Source organism: Companilactobacillus pabuli (assembly GCF_014058425.1).
Classification (GTDB): domain Bacteria; phylum Bacillota; class Bacilli; order Lactobacillales; family Lactobacillaceae; genus Companilactobacillus; species Companilactobacillus pabuli.
Genome location: NZ_CP049366.1, coordinates 895,952 through 914,208, shown reverse-complemented (window position 1 = coordinate 914,208; position 18,257 = coordinate 895,952). Strand labels below are relative to the sequence as shown.

The window sequence follows — 18,257 nt, the reverse complement described above, 5'->3', positions numbered from 1 at the left end:
TCAAATGGTATTAATGAATTTGAATTACAGAACTAATTACTTACACACTTACTTCAAAACGACCGTGGTAATTCCAGATACAAATGAAGCCGAATATACTACAGTCTGGTTGTTGCATGGCTATACTGGAGACGACAGTGCCTGGATCCGTCACGTCAATATCGAAAAAATTGCTCGTGATCACAATTTTGCGATAATCATGCCTGAAGCGAGAAACTCGTTTTATTCTGATTCTAATTTCATACCTTATTATTCCTATTTCATTGATGAATTCATCCCTAAGATGCAACATCTCTTACCTATTTCAAAAGACAGATCAAAGAACTATATCGTCGGTTCTAGCATGGGCGGATATGGAGCTTTGAAAATTGCCTTTATGAATGATGATAAATTCAGTAAGGTTGCTGCCCTCTCACCAATTACCGATATTGAACACTTCCGGGACAATCCTAAGAGTCCAATGGCCAAAAATACCTTTGACAGTATCTTCGACAGTCCCGAAAAATTAGCTAAAAATCAATTGACTAATATTTACAACAACCGTCAACCAAAACAAGAAATTTTGACTTTGTGTGGCGATAAAGACTTTATGCATGAAGATAACGTCATGTTCAAAAACTTTCTATCAATTCATGCCAAAGCTCGTTACACTTGTATGCCAGTCGAGGGAGATCATTCTTGGAACACCTGGAGTCAAAATATCAACCAGGTCTTTGATTGGTTAGAAAAATGAGTACAAAAAAACCGCTAATCTTGAAATTAGCGGTTTTTATTTTTACCAAACGAAGATTCCAACGAATGCAGCTGACAATAGTGATACCAAAATACCTGATAACAACATGTAACCAACATTCTTAGAAATAGCATCGTTCTTTTCTTTATCAACGATACCCTTGAAACATCCGATAATCATTCCCAAAGTTGAGAAGTTAGCGAATGATGTAATGAAGACTGTTAGAACAGCCTTGAAGTGAGGATCAAAGTCTTTAATGATACTTGTAACTTTACCCATTACAACGAATTCATTAGTAACTAATTTTGTTCCCATGTATTGAGCCATTTGGAATGAATCATGACCATTCAAACCAAGTAACCATGCAAATGGATACATTACGATACCCAAAATATGTTCAAGTGTTAACCATGGATTAACTAGTTGTAAAATCTTATCAATCAAAGCTGCCAAAGCAACAAATGCGATAACGTTAGCAGTGATGATTAAGATCAAACGACCAGCACCAAGGATTGAATCGCCAAGGAATGAGAAGAATGGTTCTTTTTTACCATCTTCACCATGAAGCTTAGCAATTGTATCTTCTTCTGGTTCAACTGTAACAGGATTCAATAAACTTGTTACGATAATTGCATTAATAATATTGATAGGAATAGCTGTTAAAATAAATTGACCTGGCATCATTTGGATGTATGATCCGATGATTGAGGCTGTAACACAACTCATTGACATCATTGCCAAAGTAACGTTACGTTGTGCTTTGATTTGTTTTAATTGCAAACTTGATACGGCTAAAGCTTCCGTATTACCTAAAAACATCATTTCAACGGCAAAAAATGATTCAAACTTAGGTTGACCAGTAATGAATGACAATCCCTTACCAATCCACTTAATAATAAAAGGTAGAACTCCAATATATGTCAAAATGTCAAATAGTGGCACAATCAACAAAATTGGTAGTAGAGCGCTAGTTACAAAGTCCATACTCTTCACATGAACCCAACTAGGTAGAGCAAATTCGATACCAGTATATGCAACTTGAACTAACCAATTAAAGCCATCAGCAGCCCCCGAAACGATTGCGCGACCAGCACCGAAACTAGTTAGAAACCATGCCAAGAACAAGTTCAAAACGACCATGATGGCAATTGATTTCCATTGGATTCCCTTACGATTCTTCGAAAAGAGGAACCCGATGCCTAGAAAAACAAAAAGACCTAAAATATTAACTACTAGGTACATACTCATCTATACTTAACCCCTTTTTTTATTTGAAGTCAGAATTAGTTAAACTTTTCACTTCTTTTTTTATATTACATGGCAAAAAACTCTTTGTAAATGAATTTTTACAATTCGGCACAATTAAATCGTCTTCATTTTATAATTAATACGATTGGCTTTATAATAGTAATGTTATCCCTTACAATATTATGTTTTATAATTACCTATTTAATATCGAAAGCGAGGAATAGTTTTGAAATCAATTACATTCAATCATCAAAATACTTCAGCCATTGGTATTGGAACTTGGCACATCGGCGAAGGTAACCAAGCAAAAACTGAATCAGAAATGGCAGCCTTAAAATTTGGTCTTGATCACGGAATCAACGTCATTGATACAGCAGAAATGTACGGTGAAGGCAAATCGGAAACTCTAATTGGTAATGTCATCAAAAATTACTCACGCTCAGATTTTCAATTAATTTCAAAGTTTTATCCATTTCACGCTACACCTAAATTAATTGAGCAAAGTCTTAAAGCTAGTCTTAAACGATTGCAAACTGACTACTTGGATCTCTACTTATTACATTGGCGTGGTCAAACTCCATTGGCCGAAACAGTTGAAGGATTGGAAAATATGGTTCAAGCCGGCCTGATCAGAAACTGGGGTGTCTCCAACTTTGATATCGAAGATCTTAAAGAATTAGACTCTCTACCTGCTGGTAAAAATTGTCGTGTCAATGAAGATCTCTACAACATCGGCAGTCGAGGTATCGAATATTCAATCTTGCCTTGGCAAAAGGAACATCATATGTCATTTATCGCCTACTCACCTTTTGGTTCCGATGGCAGTGAATACTTAAAGATTGCTCCTGTTATTCAAGAAATGGCTAAACAAAAGCATATTACGGCTTACCAACTATTGTTAGCTTGGGTGATTCGTAATCATGACTTATTGAGCATTCCTAAATCTTCTTCTGTGGAACATATGAAACAAAATATTGAAGCCGTCGATGTTAGTTTTTCAGCGGATGAATTGGAATTACTTGATAAAACTTATCCAGCTCCTAAAAATGAGAGACCACTTGATACTATTTAAAAAATGACATAAAAAATCAGTCCATTGATTTGGGCTGATTTTTTTGATTGCTTAATATTTTATCAAAGCAAAAGTACTTATATTTAATATTCGACATTTAAATCGAGATTTTCTCCATTTGTAGCAATTACTCGTTTATACCAATTGAATGATTTCTTTTTACTACGCTTTAAAGTTCCATTTCCTTGATTATCACGATCTACGTAAATAAAACCATAACGTTTTTTCATTTCTCCAGAGCCAGCACTAATTAAATCGATGCAGCCCCAAGATGTATATCCTAACAACTCAATTCCGTCGTATTCAACAGCATCTTTCATGGCCTGAATATGACTTGCTAAATATTTAATACGATAATCATCGTAAACCTTTCCATTTTTATCCGGCTTATCTACGGCTCCTAGACCATTTTCTACAATAAATAATGGTTTGTGATATCTATCATACAAATCAATCATCGTTATTCTTAAACCCAATGGATCAATTTGCCAACCCCATTCGGATTGTTCCTTTAAATATGGATTTTTAACAGAATCAAAAATATTACCTGTAGTCATTTGTGCAACTTTTTTATTAGCCGTCGCAACTCTGGACATGTAGTATGAGAATGAAACAAAATCTACAGTATTATTAGCTAACAATTTCAAATCATCTTCATGCATATCTATATGCAAATTTTCTCTTTCAAACATATCCAATACATACTTAGGATATTTGCCACCCGCTTGAATATCGGAAAAGAAATAATCTTCCCTATCGCTAGTTATTGCAGCATAAACATCTTTTGGATCACAACTATATGGATAATACTTTCCGGCTGCTACCATACAACCTATTTGATTATTTCTGTCAATCTTGTGAGCCATTTTAGTTGCTTTAGCACTCGCCACTAGTTCATTATGAGCCGATTGATAAAGAACTTGCTTCTTTTCTCTTTCATCTAAATCACCGACATATAAGCCTGCTCCCATGAATGGTGCATGAAAAATCATGTTGATTTCATTAAATGTTAACCAGTATTTAACTAATCCCTTGTATCTTGTAAAAAGAACTCTACAAAAATTGAGATAATAATCAATCATCCGACGATCTCGCCATGAACCCATCTCTTTTACTAAATGCATTGGCGTATCAAAGTGAGAAATGGTTACCAATGGTTCAATTCCATATTTTTTACATTCTTTAAAAACATTTTCATAAAATTTTAATCCAGCTTCATTAGGCTTATCTTCGTCCCCATTAGGAAAAATTCGTGTCCAAGCGATAGACATTCTATAAACACTAAATCCCATTTCAGCAAACAATTTTATATCTTCCTTATAATGATGATACATGTCAATGGCATTAAGAGCAGGGTAAAAATGTTTATCATCTAAATCAAACATCTTCTGTTCACCCATGACAACTGGTCTTCTATCATCACCTAATGGCAGTAAATCAACGTTTGCTAAACCTCGATTATCCAGATTATAACCACCTTCTGATTGATTAGCGGCTGTAGCGCCACCCCATAAAAAAGTTTTTGGTAAAGACATTTTAATTTCCTCCTTGAATATCAAAAATTGGCATTGAAGACCCAATTTCCTGTGATTTATTATTTTCTACTATTTTTTTACCAGTCGAATCAAGATTCGTTACGACAATTGGAGTCGTTAAATCATAACCTTGCTTTTGGATAAATGGCATATCAAATTTCAATAACAATTGTCCAGCTTTAACATGTTCACCTTGTTTGGCAATCTTTTCAAAGCCCTTTCCTTCTAATTTGACAGTATCTAAGCCAATGTGAATTAATATTTCATCCCCAGAATCAGATAATAAACCAATCGCATGACCGGTTTTATACATAACCTGAACAGTCCCATCTACAGGGGAGTAAACCTTTCCTTCAGATGGCTCAATTGCAATTCCATCTCCCAATAATTTATCAGCAAAAGTAGCATCTTTTACTTGTTCCAATGGAATTACCTTTCCTTCAATTGGTGCTAAAACTGAATGATTATTTAATTTAATAGAATTACCGTTGTCTTCTGTTTCTTCTTTGTAAGCTAACCAAGTAAATATAAAGGCGGCAATGAATGATACAACAGCAACTATTAATGCATAAATAATATTTGCTGGATATTTCTTAGATACGAATGAAACCATAGCAATAACACCTGGTGAAACGGCGGCAAAAATCTTTAAATGTAACAAACCTACCAGAACACCACCAACACCTGAACCAAGCATGGCTGATCTTAAGGCCTTTTTATTTTTTAACAAAACACCGAATAATCCTGGTTCTGTGATTCCAGCCAATCCAGCTGAAACAGCTGAAGAATAAGCTAATGATTCTTTTTTGCTATCTTTAGATTTAATACCAACTACTAAAACAGCAGCAGTAATTGAGAAATTCATTGCTAACATCATAGGCAAAAATAGTGGGTCATATCCAACTTTGGCAAAACTTGATAAATAAATTGGATCAAAAGCGTGATGTAATCCAGCAATAACCAATAATGGTAGGAATGCTGCAACAATTCCCATTGTCAACCATGGTACATAATTTGTCATAGTAGTTGTGATAATACTTAACCCTTGACCAATAATGGCACCGATAGGTGCAAAAATCACTAGTACAATTGGGACAGTAATTAGTAACGATAACATTGGATTAAGGATGGTCTTACTCCAGTTAGGTGTAAATTTATCAACTAGCGGAATTATCAATGATAATATCCATGTCGCTAACAATGGAGGGATGATTGATGATGCATATGTTGTGCTGTATACGGGCACTTTCAGAAAAGTAACATTTCCTTTAGCAAGCATAGAAATTAAGTTTGGATGAATTAAAAATGCTGATACAACAATCGATAAAACCGGATCGGTTTTTAACTTCTTAGCAGCAGTATATGCAAGAACCAATGGTAAGAAATAAAAACCTGTATCACCTAAGATAGTCAATAAATTATAAGTAGAGTTATGGTGCACTCCAATTAGATCAAGGATAACCAAAAGAAGCTTTATCATACCACTACCAATAATTACCCCTAAGGCAGCTGTAATAGATGATGAAAGATAGTCAAGTATATTTTTGAATATAACTTTTGGTGTTAATTTTTCTTTAGGTTTTGATTCCGATTCCACTGAGTCTCCATCTTTTATGCTGTCCGGTAAAGCAGCAAAAACATTGGTCACGTCACTTCCAATTATGACTTGATATTGACCACTTTGACTCATTACTCCTTTGACGCCATCAATTTTTTCTATTTCTTTTCCCTTCGCTTTAGATTCATCTTTTAATCCAAAACGTAATCTAGTCATACAATGAGTTACATAATCAACATTCTTTGTTCCACCGACATCTTTCAATATTTTATCGGCTGATTTTTTATAATCCATTTTTTCCTCCTGAAAGAACAAAAACCTAAACCAAGCCCAGTAAACTAGACTTTGATTTAGGTTTTGCTCTTAACGATTACAATCCTATTATTTAATTTTCAGTAATTACTCGATTGATGTGAATTGTCAAGTATGATAACTCGGCATCAGTCAAATCGTAATTTAATTCCTTCTTAACGTATTTACTAATTTTTAATGAGCATTTGAATTCATTAGGGTAAGTCTCTTTGATCATATTGAATAGTTTGTCATCATTATCTGGTAGTGGCTGATTCGTCATAACTCTTTGTATAAAGAATTTAAGATGGGTCATAAGTCGTTCATAAGCCAAACTGGTGTCTGACAATTCAACATGAAACGTATATTGAATTATTCCTAATATTTCTTTTATAAGCTTAGTCATCCCGACTGTATGATCCATAGAACTGTCTAATTCTGCATTTACTAGATGTAAAGCTATTGTCACCGCTTCATCATCTGGTAAACGTGTGCCAGTTCTTTTTTCAATAATGTTCAGCCCTTCTTTACCAATCAAATATTCATGATTGTAAAAATGCTTAACTTCCCAAGATAATGCATTCCCAAAATCCATACCTTTCTTGAAACGTTGAATTGCAAAATGAATATGATCAGTTAAAGCAACATAAATGCTGTCGCTTAATCTTTTGCCTAATGACAATTTTGCATACGAAATGATTTCATCACTGGCTTGCAGTTCTTGCATTGGAACATCTTTCAAAAGTAATTTGAATCTATCAACGCTCGCAGAAGCATTCAAAGCAAAAACCTTGTCAATTTTTGCTTGAGGAATAATGTCTCCACCAGTTTTGTTGAATCCTAATCCTTTACCCATAACAATTACTTCATTGCCGTCCTGAGTTGACGTAACAATATTGTTATTGATTACTTTAACTATTCTCAAGAGATATTCCCCTTTCTCTATCCAAAAATAAAACCCAGTTATCCCCTCTACAAAGGTATAACTGGGTTTAGCTCATAAATTTACTTTTATGATAACAATCCCGATATTTAAATATTCTAGAATATTAAGATTGCCTACTTGAAGTCACAATCTATAAATTATATTAACATAAAAAATGAATATTGCAATAGCGCTTACATTGGTTTAGGCGATTTTAATTTGGCTTTTATTCTAGTAACGTCAATACAATGAGAATCCTTGCGGACAAAAAATGACAATCTTTTCAAAAAAGACACCCAAACGGATGTCTTTTTGCTTACTTCAAAACATACTTTTCAATTGCTTCTGCTACACCATCGTGATTATTATCAGACACCACGGCATCGCTTAAATCTTTTACTTTAGGAATAGCATTCCCAACGGCAACACTGAATTTTGCAGCTCTAAACATTGGCATATCATTATCATAATCTCCAATAGCCATGACTTCTTTAGGACTGACTTTCAAATATTTTGTCAATCTCTCTAAGGCATTACCTTTGTTGACATTTTTAGGAAAAATCTCTAATTCCTTTTCACTCGTTTGAACGACAAAATAATTACTATCGTATTGTTTGTGTACTAATTCCAATACCTCCGGTAACTTATGCTTTCTAGTCTTCAATAATACTTTGACGATACCTAATTTTGGATTCAACATGTGCTTTTCAATCCAATCTTGATACGACTGATATAGTGTTCCCGTATTGTCAATAAACTTATAATGAATCTTTTTATCTGTTAAGAAACGGGCAATTTCTTCACAATTTTCATTCTTCAAAATTCTTTGATAAAGGACTTTCTGATCATAATTCTGAATAACGCTGCCACCGTAACAAATCATATATTGATCTGACTCGTTGATTCCTAAAACTTTGGCACTGTCAATTATCCCATCATAAGCTCTACCTGAACAAAGTACTATATAAACTCCCTTTGATTTAGCCTCTTGAATTGCTTGGATATTTTTTTGAGAAACTTTTTGCTTGGAATTCAAGAGCGTACCATCCATATCGATTGCAATTAATTTATAACCCATACATAACACTCCTTAAATTACTCTTTCTATTAAAATTGTAATCCAAAATAACGATTTTGTTATATAGAGTTAATAGACAATTGGGATTGTTAGATATTTTTTTCGGCATTGATGACTTCAACGACATCACTTGCACATTCGCTACCTTTATTACCAGCTTTCCCCCCAGCTCGATTCAAGGCTTGTGACATATCATTTGTAGTTAAAATTCCATACATAACAGGAACTTCACCATTTAAAGAAACTTGGCTAACTCCCGCTGCTGATTGAGAGCAAACGTAATCAAAATGAGCTGTCTCTCCTCTGACAACAGCTCCTAAAGTGATAATTCCATCAACTTGGCCACTCTTGGATAATTTTTTTGCCATTCGAGGAATTTCAAAAGCTCCTGGAACTTTAACAACTGTGATGTCTTCTGTATCAACATTTAATTGTTCCAGCTTATCCAACGCACCAGACAGTAACTTATTGGTAACTACTTCGTTGAATTTAGCGACCACGATACCAATTTTTAGTCCTTGACCATTCAAATTTCCGTTAATTTGTTTCATCTTAATTTACCTCGTTTAATAAATGATTAAATTTTTGTTTTTTCGTTCTTAAGTAATCAATGTCATTAGCATTGGGTTCAGTTTCTAAAGGCACACGGTTTACCTTTAAGCCAAATTGCTCCAATTGTTTTAATTTGTCGGGATTATTTGTCAATAAATCGACTGATTCAATGCCCAATTCTTCCAAAACTGCTAAAACAACGCGATAGTCTCTTTGGTCAGCCTTAAAACCTAGTTTCAAGTTAGCTTCAACTGTATCTAAACCTTCATCTTGCAATTGATAAGCACGTAACTTGTTGATCAAACCAATTCCACGGCCTTCTTGATGCAAATAGATCACTGCACCACTGCCATTTTTCTCGATTCTTTGAAGTGACTGCTCCAATTGTTCACCACAATCACAACGCTTTGAACCTAAAATATCTCCAGTCAAACATTCAGAATGAACTCTCAATAACAAATCAGACTTGTTTTCAATTTGTCCTTTATAAATCACTAAAACGGGTTCATCTTTATAAGTAAATGACTTCAAACGGAAATGACCAAATTTCGTTGGTAGATCAACGTCGGAAACTGATTGTAAAATATTGAAATTCTTCAAATAACGATAATTGATGATGTCAGCAATTGTAATGAAAGTTAAATTATTTTCTTGAGCAATTTGCTTCAATTGTGGTCTTCTGGCCATGCGACCATTTTCTCTAACTACTTCGCAAATGTAGGCCACTGGTGTTGCTTGGGCAATTTTAGCCAAATCAATCGCTGCTTCAGTATGACCATCTCTTTCAATTACACCGTTATCTCTAGCAATCAAAGGAAAAATATGACCTGGGTGATAAAAGTCATTGGCATCAGTTGACTGAGCTAATTTTTGAATCGTTGTAGTTCGGTCAAAAGCTGAAATTCCAGTCGTAGTTTCCTTGCTATCAGTACTTACGGTAAAGGCTGTCCCGAATGCATCGTGTGATTTGGTCATTGGATGCAAATCTAATTTTTCGGCTACTGATTTTGCCATTGGAACGCACAATAAACCGCGAGCATGGGTAATCATGAAATTAACATTTTCTGGAGTGACAAAGTCAGCTAATCCCAGCATGTCTCCTTCGGCCTCTCTTTTTTCAGAATCAGCGACAATTATTAGTTTTCCTTGTTTCAAATCTGCTATTGCTCGTTCAACTTTGGCAATAATTTCATTATTTTTCATCTTGATAACCTCGCTTCAAATCTTTATAAATGTATTTTCCTAAAATGTCAGTTTCCAAATTAACTGTCTGATTAACTTCTAAAGAACCTAGAATTGTTTCATCTTGCGTATAAGGAATAATGCCCACTTGGAAAGTATCCTCAGTTACTGCAATCAAGGTCAAACTCACCCCATCGATTGCAATCGATCCTTTTTCAACTAAGTAAGGATTGTACTTTTTAGGAATTGAAAACGTTAGTAATACTGAATTTTCAGTCACTTCCCGGGATAATAATTTACCCGTTGTATCAATATGTCCCAAGACGAAATGACCGCCAATTTCAGAATTAGGTTTCAAAGCTGGTTCTAGGTTTACTTTTGTTCCAACTGAAATTTCCGCTAAATTAGTTCTTTTAATGGTTTCTGGCATAACATCTACTTGAAATTGATTTTTTTGGAAATCAACAACAGTCAGACAAATTCCATTGATAGAAACACTATCGCCCAGATTCAAATCATTCAAACCATGGTTGATAGTTAAACGATAGTTATCATTTTCCCGATTTACACCGGCAATCGTTCCAATATTTTTTATAATCCCTGTAAACATCAGTCTTTCCTCCACGTCGTTATTTTCAAATTATCAGCTAATTTTTCTACAGTTGGTTCAACAAAATCTATCGAATCGAAATCTGCACCCCAAACTGCTGGTAAACCTGAACCATAAATTTTATTTGCTAAATAAACTACTAATTTTTCTACCAAACCAGCGGATAAAAACTTTGCTTGCAAGAAACTTCCACCTTCTACTAAAACGGCCTGAATTTTTTGAGTGGTCAGGTAATTTAAAATATTATCCGGTGTCCACTCACCAACAATTACTTTGACATTTTCAGGTAAGGTTCGAAGATTCTTAGTTTCACTGAAAAACCAAATCGGTTCATCAGTTTGAAAAATCTTTAAATCCAATGATATTTGATTAATATCTCTAACAACTACCGCTCTGATTGGTGGAAAAGACATTTTTTTGTCTCTAACTGTCAAAGCCGGATTATCGACTTTTAAAGTATTCTCCCCAATCAAGATAACTTGTTGTTGACTGCGTAATTGCTGAGAATCTTCAAAAGCAGCCTGATTAGATATAATCGATCGTTGATTTTTATTTTTATTGATCTTACCGTCCAAAGTCATTGCATATTTAACGGTAACTAGTGGTTGATTATTCTTATAAAAATAATTGTATGAACGGTTTAATTCAGAACTAATCAACTGTTCCTCAACTACTACTCCGTTATCTCGTAAATATTTAACACCCTTGCCACTTACTAGCGGATTAGGATCAATTTGTCCTATAACAACTTTTTTTACACCCAACTGAACTATTTTTTGAACACAAGGTGGCGTCTTACCAAAATGCGAACAAGGCTCTAAAGTAACGTACAACGTCGCATTTTTGGCATCGTCAATATCTTTTAAAGACTTAAAAGCGTTGATTTCGGCATGCTCATGTCCAAATGTTGCATGATGTCCTTGGCCTAAAACTTGATTGTCTTTTACTATCACCGCACCAACTTGTGGATTAGTCCAAGTATCTTTTCCTTTCTTTGCTTCCTCAAAAGCTAATTTCATAAATCTATCCAAATCCTATTCACCCCACAAAAAAAGACCCCACATAAAAATATGCGGGGCCCAAGATAAGCTAAATAAGATTTCACACGAGAGCGACTCAAATAAGCCGACTAATAGCATGAAATAATTATCTCATTGTTCTTCTACCATCCAGACTATACTGTCGGTCCCGGATTCTCACCAGGTCCACCACTTGCGTGGGTCACGGACTTCAATTTCGTTGAATTGTCACCGTCGGTCGGGAATTACACCCTGCCCCGAAGAAATCTATTCAGTTTTCAGTTAAAAATACTACAACACAAAAATATTTTTGACAAGTTCAATTTTTTTATTATGTGCGAGCAATAAAATCCTTAAAAAGTTGTAATTGTTGAGAATCATGTTGCCAGAGATTTTCTGGATGCCATTGAACAGCTTGAACAGTCGCATCATCATTTTCAATTCCTTCAATCACACCGTCAGTCGCTTTAGAGACAACTCTCAATCCTTCAGGAACATTTTTAATTGCTTGATGATGTCTGGAATTAACAAAAACGTTATCTCCAATTGACTTAAATAATTTAGAATCATGGTTGACTGAAACAAAATGAGTCGGTTGATCTCCAGGTGACTGCTGATGGTGCTTTAGTAATTTTCCAGGATATTGACTAGGTAAATCTTGGTAGACAGAACCACCTAAAGCCACATCGATAACTTGAGCTCCTCGACAAATTCCTAAAATGGGGATCTTTTTAGCAACCGCCGTTCTAGCTAAAGCAATTTCAAACAAGTCTCTAGTTCGATTAGTCACACCAAGATTAGGTATCGGCTCTTCACCCATAAAAATCGGGTCAATATCGGGACCACCAGGAAAAATTACTCCGTCCAATCTAGCAATCAAGCCGTTGACTTCTTCTTTAGGAATTGAGGGTAAACTAACCGGAATACCACCAGCAGCGATAACTCCATTAACGAGTGGACGTGGGACAAAATCCATTAACTTTTGATTGATCACGTCTGTAGCACCTAAAAAAATATCTGCAGTAATTCCAATTAATTTACTCATGCGCAATCGCTCCTTTTCCAATTTCACTTTAGATTAGCACTCTATTTTAATCTGTCAAACTATTTATTAATAATATTAAATATTTTCTAATTATAATTCAAGCATCAATTATTTAAATTACAATGATTCTTCATTTTTTCGTTAATTTTCAAAGGTTTAGCCGGATTCTAATTTTTATTTAATAAAAGAAAAAAAGGATCTATTTCCGATAAAATGATACAAATATTGTATCGTTTACGAGAAATAAATCCTTAGTTTATTAGAATTTTACTTATTTTTGATTTAAACCATCTTCCTGAGTGATTCGCTGAATGTGAATAATAAAATACAATAACTCTTTACTACTCAATTCCACTCCCATCGCCTGTTTGATCTCGAATGAAATTTGTTTGGCAATACTCGTTGAGCCCGGGTAGTCTCTTTCCATCTCTAATTCAATTTTTTTATCAAAATTAGTGTCTTGAGATTTATTATTCAATCTCTGGGATAAATACTGTAGATGAACCATGAAACGATCATAATAATTACTATTGCTTTTAGTTCGGAAAATATTATTCTTGATCATTACCCGTTTAATAATTTTATCGAAATCAACTTTAATTTTATCGTTATGCTTAGGAATTTTTTTATCGGTTTTAGCATTGATAAAATGTAACGCTATATTTTTAATTTCTGAGTCTGGTAATTGAATATTCAAATTGTGATTAATAATATTCAATCCCTTACTAGCTATCAAATATTCATCCAAATAATTATCACTCATATCAGGAATGTGGCTTTCCTTATATTGCCCATTATTGTAACGCTGGTACGCTCCAAAAATATGGTCACTGAGCGTTATATAAATGTAATCCATAACCGAATAATTAAATTTTTTCTTAGCATAATCGACTATTTCATAAGTTGTGGTTACTACATCGATAGGAATATCTTTTAATAAAAAATACAAATCCTTTTGTGATTCTTCAGAATCTAAATAAAAAATCCTCTCTATTTTAGAACTATCTAGAAAGGATTTTTTGGATTTATTGAAGGCTATCCCTTTACCTTTAACTATCGCGTGTTGGTCATCCCCCAAATTAACGACAGCTGTATTGTTATTAAAAACTTGTTCAATCAGTAATCGCATAATCCCCTCCTCATAACTTTAATTATAAAGTACTTCTAGGCGTTTGCGGTTAAATCAAGCAAAATAATGAAAGCGTATGCTAAAAAAGATTATATTTTACAAAGCAAATTTCTCAATTGCTAAACCTACTCCACTATGATTATTATCAGCAGTCACAAAATCAGCAGCTGTCTTTACTTGTGGCATCGCATTTTCCATGGCAATTCCTTTACCAACAATTTTTAACATTGGAATATCATTATCACGATCTCCCATTGCCATTACTTCAGATAAATCAAAATTCAAATCCTTAGCTAAAATCTTGACAGCATTGCCTTTGTTAACATCTTTAGGAAAAATCTCTAAGAAGCCAACTCCAGTTCTTACTACGAAATAATCTTTAGCAAATTTCTCGTTGACCATTGGTGTGATATCGTCTAATTTCTTCTCATCACCATTAATGATTGCTTTAGTAATTTCAAAGTTATCTGGTAAATCGTCTGGTTCTCGAACAAACAAACCATTATCATTTTCATAGGCTTGCATAATAGTGTATTTATCAAACCAGTCACTTTGACTAGTGTAAGTATTACCTTGATTATCAACGACGTTATAATGCAGATTATTTTCTTTAATAAAGTGCACAAATTGGCGATAAAAATCGTTACTCATCATTCGTTGATAAATGATTTTGCCTTCTAAATTTTCAATGATTGCCCCACCATTAGTGATCATGTATTGATCTACACCTTTGATACCTAATTCTTCAGCATAATCTACCACCGCATTGTGAGTTCTTCCTGAGCATAAAACCACTTTGATTCCTTTAGAAAGAGCTTTTTGAATCATTTCTTTGTTCTTATCTGATATCGTCTTTTGAGATGTTAAGAGCGTATCATCCATGTCTAATGCAATTAATTTGTAAGTCATCACAATCCTCCTATTTATTTACTTCTATTGTAATAGAAAAAAGAACCTTGGGACTTTTTTATTGTCTCAAGGTTCTCTTATTTCAACGCTTAATTTTTACCTAGGAAAAGCCATCTAACAGTTACTGAAATATTTTCAATTGAGGGAAGTCAAAATTTATTTCATTGTATCTGAAAGTTCTTTAAACCATAGTGCACTCTTTTTAACGTAACGTTTTTGGTTATCAAAGTTTACATAGAATAGACCATAACGTTTGTTATAACCATTTGCCCATGAGAATTGATCTTGTAATGACCAGATGAAGTAACCATTAACATCAACACCTTCACTACAAGCTTTCAACAAAGCTTGTAGATGTTGGTCAACGTAATCGATTCGTTTATCATCATCATAAATAAAGTCATCTGGAGCATCATCAGCAATGTGCTCTTTCATACCGATACCATTCTCAGTGATATAAATAGTCTTACAATTCTTATATTCACGATGGATTCTTGTTAAAACATCATATAACCCTTCTGGATAAATATTCCAGTCCCAATCAGTAGTTGGGATATCAGGATTCTTAACCGTTTCACAAACACCGTGGAATCTAAATGAACTAGTACCCTTATCACCTGTACCATTGAAAGTATTGCCACTTTCGCCATCATAAGCCTTGACATATTGATTTTGATAATAATTCAATCCAAAGAAGTCATTTTGAGTACTTGCCTTCTTCAAGATTTCCATATCACCATCTTGGATATCCAAATGTGCATCATTCTTTTCCAAGATTTCATTGATCAAGCTCATTGTCTCATCACTGTACTCACCAAGAAATGTTCCATCTAGTAAGAAACGGTTAATGAAAGCATCTTGTAGCGCTGCAGCGTGACGATTTTCTGGTGTATCGACGATTGGATAAACTGGTTGAATAACGTGGATTAAACCGATTCTACCTTTGCATCCCATCTCTTTGAACAAGTTAACTACACGGGCATGTGCTAGTAATTCATTGTGTTCAGCTTGGATAGCGCTTGATACATCAAAATGATGATTAGGTGGGAAATTTCCACCAATATATTGTGATTGTGCTAATGAAATCAACTCATTGATCGTAAACCAGTTAGTAACCTCTGGAAATTCTTTGAAACAGAATTTAGCATAATCAACAAAATAGTCAATTTGCTTTCTGTTCAACCAATCACCTTGATCAAACAATGTCTTTGGTGTATCAAAGTGATGCAAAGTTACATAAGGTTCGATACCATCATCTAGGCATTGCTTGAATAATCTGTGATAGTAATCAACACCCTTTTGATTAGGTTCGCCATAGCCATCTGGAAAAATTCTACTCCAAGCAATTGAAACACGAATGGCATTGAGTCCATACTTCTTAGAAAGAGCCAAGTCTTCTGGATAACGGCTGTAAAAATCACTTGCAGGATCAGGGCTGAAACGGCCTTGTTTCTTCAAATAGTCATCCCACATGGTCTTCCCTTTGCCGTCTACTTTAGTATTCCCTTCTACTTGATAAGCTGCAGTAGCTCCTCCTAGAACGAAACCTTTTGGTAATGATTTTACTCGGTTAATCAGTGTCATTTTTTATCTCCTTCTGCTTGATTAGCGTCATTGCCTTTTAGTTTGTCAATAATGAAACTCAAGGCTTTATCAGCGTGTCTAGTTAAATCGATATATTGCTTACCAGATGTAGTAATCATCTTAACGTTACTTGCATCGGCTTCTTTCTTTAGTGAATCTTTCATAGCATCCATTTGTGGAGCAAGAACTGTGACATCCATATCTGGTAATAAATCACCGTGAGCACCATAAGCGGCAGCTGCGGCTTCGATTGGTAAGTCTTTTTCTTTAGCCATCTTATTTAAGGCATTGGCTAAAATACCTGATGTACCACCACCGGCACAAATAACTAAAATATTTAAATTCTTTTTATCCTTTGTAAGTCCTAGAGGAATATCACCTGCATCTGTAGCAACAACAGCATCAGTAGTTTCTACACCACTTTCACCATTTGCTTCTGCTTCAGCAGCCTTTTTAGCTTCTTCTTGAACCTTTTGCGTATCATATGCTTTGAAGAATGGGTAGTAAACGATAACATCCATTACAATCAATGCAACAGCCAAAATAACAGCTTGAATTGAGAATCTAACACCCATGATCAATCCGATAGGACCAGGAGTTGTCCATGGTAAGTTGAATACGAATCCGTTCATACCAAAGTAATCAACGAATATCTTGAATAACCAAACGTTCAAAATTGGAGCACCAATAAATGGAATGAAGAAAATAGGATTCAAAATCAATGGAGCACCGAACAAAATAGGTTCGTTAACACCGAATGAAACAGGAATTGCGGCTGCACGTCCGATAGCTTTCAATTCTTTTGATTTTGCCCAAAGAGCAAACATGTAAGTGATAACTAATGTAGCACCAGTACCACCTAATGTAGCAACAAAGTATTGAGTACCTTGTGCAAGAATATGTGTAGCATGTCCACCGGCTTGAACGATCTTCATGTTTGTTTCAACGTTTGTTAAGTAAATAGCTGTAACAGCAGGTTCAACAATTGAAGGTCCTTGAATACCAATGAACCAGAAGAAGGCCATAGCACCATAAACAATAGCTAAACCAACATAACCATCAGCAGCTGTAAACAATGGAGCTAATACTTGAATAATCCAAGCAGCTAAGTTAGTACCAGTTGCCATTCTGAAGAAGATATCAAACAAACCAAAGAATGATGTAGCTAATGCGAATGGGATGATATTAGCGAAAGCTGAAGAAATATTCTGTGGTACAGCATCTGGCATCTTCAAAGTTAAGTGATTCTTAAAACTGAAGTAGTAGATGTTTGGAACGATAAAACCAACAAGGAATGCAGCTAGCAAACCTTTAGTACCCATATATCCTTCTGTGAAGAATAGAGCACCGGCTTTATTAGTAAATGGATCAACAGCAACAAGTAAGAATGAAATTTGTGCTGAGAACATTACGGCCGCCGTAGGAATTTGATTAATCTTTGGCAAACGTAAGTTCAAATTCTTAGTTAATGCTCTAGCAACGTTGGCAGCAGCCATAAGTGATAGAACACCCATTGAGAAGTTGTAAATCTTCATTAATCCGTCACTAACATTTGTAGGCCAATAAAAGCCCCAAATATTAGGTACATCAGCAACTAAAATGAACAAGGACGAGAAGATGATGATTGGCATTAGTGAAATGAAACCATCACGAACGGCTTGTAGATAAATGTTGGCTGAGAGTTTCTTGAAAAACGGTTGTGCTTTTTCAATCTGTTTAACGATCGTATTCATAAGTACTTACCCCCCAGAGTTAGTTTTTTTTGAATACTTAAAATTTCTAAATAA

At 34.7% G+C, this 18,257-nt stretch carries 16 protein-coding genes and 1 riboswitch; of the genes, 2 read left to right on the top strand and 14 right to left on the bottom strand.

Going from position 1 to position 18,257, the window contains the following annotated elements; translation table 11 throughout:
• Positions 1-4 precede the first annotated feature (4 nt).
• Entirely contained in the window at positions 5-733 is a 729-nt protein-coding gene (locus G6534_RS04410; protein WP_182083177.1) for an alpha/beta hydrolase, read from the top strand.
• A 42-nt stretch (positions 734-775) separates the two neighbouring features.
• On the opposite strand, the gene G6534_RS04405 is transcribed toward G6534_RS04410, so the two are convergent.
• Entirely contained in the window at positions 776-1,975 is a 1,200-nt protein-coding gene (locus G6534_RS04405; protein WP_059073498.1) for a NupC/NupG family nucleoside CNT transporter, read from the bottom strand.
• A gap of 232 nt (positions 1,976-2,207) precedes the next feature.
• On the opposite strand from G6534_RS04405, the gene G6534_RS04400 reads away from it, so the two are divergent.
• The gene (locus tag G6534_RS04400; RefSeq protein ID WP_059073469.1) at positions 2,208-3,053 is read left to right on the top strand and encodes an aldo/keto reductase; all 846 of its coding nucleotides are present in this window, start codon (positions 2,208-2,210) and stop codon (positions 3,051-3,053) included.
• 83 nt (positions 3,054-3,136) lie between these two features.
• On the opposite strand, the gene G6534_RS04395 is transcribed toward G6534_RS04400, so the two are convergent.
• The 13 genes from G6534_RS04395 to G6534_RS04335 all read right to left on the bottom strand — a co-directional run bounded on the left by G6534_RS04395 (position 3,137) and on the right by G6534_RS04335 (position 18,203).
• Positions 3,137-4,588 (bottom strand): 6-phospho-beta-glucosidase, encoded by a 1,452-nt coding sequence (locus tag G6534_RS04395; protein ID WP_182083176.1) that lies wholly within the window; start codon positions 4,586-4,588, stop codon positions 3,137-3,139.
• 1 nt (position 4,589) lies between these two features.
• Positions 4,590-6,440, bottom strand: a complete 1,851-nt coding sequence (locus tag G6534_RS04390) for a beta-glucoside-specific PTS transporter subunit IIABC (RefSeq protein WP_182083175.1) — start codon at positions 6,438-6,440, stop codon at positions 4,590-4,592.
• Positions 6,441-6,531: 91 nt separating this feature from the next.
• Positions 6,532-7,362: a BglG family transcription antiterminator LicT gene (gene licT / locus G6534_RS04385; RefSeq protein WP_059073471.1), complete on the bottom strand. Its 831-nt coding sequence runs from the start codon at positions 7,360-7,362 to the stop codon at positions 6,532-6,534.
• Between the two features lie 316 nt (positions 7,363-7,678).
• Complete coding sequence (locus G6534_RS04380; RefSeq protein ID WP_059073472.1) at positions 7,679-8,440, bottom strand: Cof-type HAD-IIB family hydrolase; 762 nt, start codon at positions 8,438-8,440, stop codon at positions 7,679-7,681.
• An 89-nt stretch (positions 8,441-8,529) separates the two neighbouring features.
• Positions 8,530-8,991: a 6,7-dimethyl-8-ribityllumazine synthase gene (ribH, locus tag G6534_RS04375; protein ID WP_059073473.1), complete on the bottom strand. Its 462-nt coding sequence runs from the start codon at positions 8,989-8,991 to the stop codon at positions 8,530-8,532.
• Between the two features lies 1 nt (position 8,992).
• A complete protein-coding gene (ribA, locus tag G6534_RS04370; RefSeq protein WP_275266844.1) occupies positions 8,993-10,195 on the bottom strand; it encodes a GTP cyclohydrolase II in 1,203 nt (400 codons plus the stop codon).
• A complete protein-coding gene (gene ribE, locus G6534_RS04365; protein ID WP_059073475.1) occupies positions 10,185-10,784 on the bottom strand; it encodes a riboflavin synthase in 600 nt (199 codons plus the stop codon). The genes ribA and ribE overlap by 11 nt, the downstream gene beginning before the upstream one ends.
• The gene (gene ribD, locus G6534_RS04360) at positions 10,784-11,815 is read right to left on the bottom strand and encodes a bifunctional diaminohydroxyphosphoribosylaminopyrimidine deaminase/5-amino-6-(5-phosphoribosylamino)uracil reductase RibD (protein WP_182083174.1); all 1,032 of its coding nucleotides are present in this window, start codon (positions 11,813-11,815) and stop codon (positions 10,784-10,786) included. The genes ribE and ribD overlap by 1 nt, the downstream gene beginning before the upstream one ends.
• A 122-nt stretch (positions 11,816-11,937) precedes the next feature.
• Positions 11,938-12,072: riboswitch (FMN riboswitch) on the bottom strand.
• Between the two features lie 62 nt (positions 12,073-12,134).
• Positions 12,135-12,848: a gamma-glutamyl-gamma-aminobutyrate hydrolase family protein gene (locus tag G6534_RS04355; protein ID WP_059073476.1), complete on the bottom strand. Its 714-nt coding sequence runs from the start codon at positions 12,846-12,848 to the stop codon at positions 12,135-12,137.
• A 271-nt stretch (positions 12,849-13,119) separates the two neighbouring features.
• Positions 13,120-13,977 (bottom strand): PRD domain-containing protein, encoded by an 858-nt coding sequence (locus G6534_RS04350; RefSeq protein WP_059073477.1) that lies wholly within the window; start codon positions 13,975-13,977, stop codon positions 13,120-13,122.
• A 96-nt stretch (positions 13,978-14,073) separates the two neighbouring features.
• Positions 14,074-14,886 (bottom strand): Cof-type HAD-IIB family hydrolase, encoded by an 813-nt coding sequence (locus G6534_RS04345; protein ID WP_059073478.1) that lies wholly within the window; start codon positions 14,884-14,886, stop codon positions 14,074-14,076.
• 156 nt (positions 14,887-15,042) lie between these two features.
• Entirely contained in the window at positions 15,043-16,470 is a 1,428-nt protein-coding gene (gene lacG / locus G6534_RS04340) for a 6-phospho-beta-galactosidase (protein ID WP_182083173.1), read from the bottom strand.
• Positions 16,467-18,203, bottom strand: a complete 1,737-nt coding sequence (locus G6534_RS04335; protein WP_059073480.1) for a lactose/cellobiose PTS transporter subunit IIB — start codon at positions 18,201-18,203, stop codon at positions 16,467-16,469. The genes lacG and G6534_RS04335 overlap by 4 nt, the downstream gene beginning before the upstream one ends.
• Positions 18,204-18,257 lie beyond the last annotated feature (54 nt).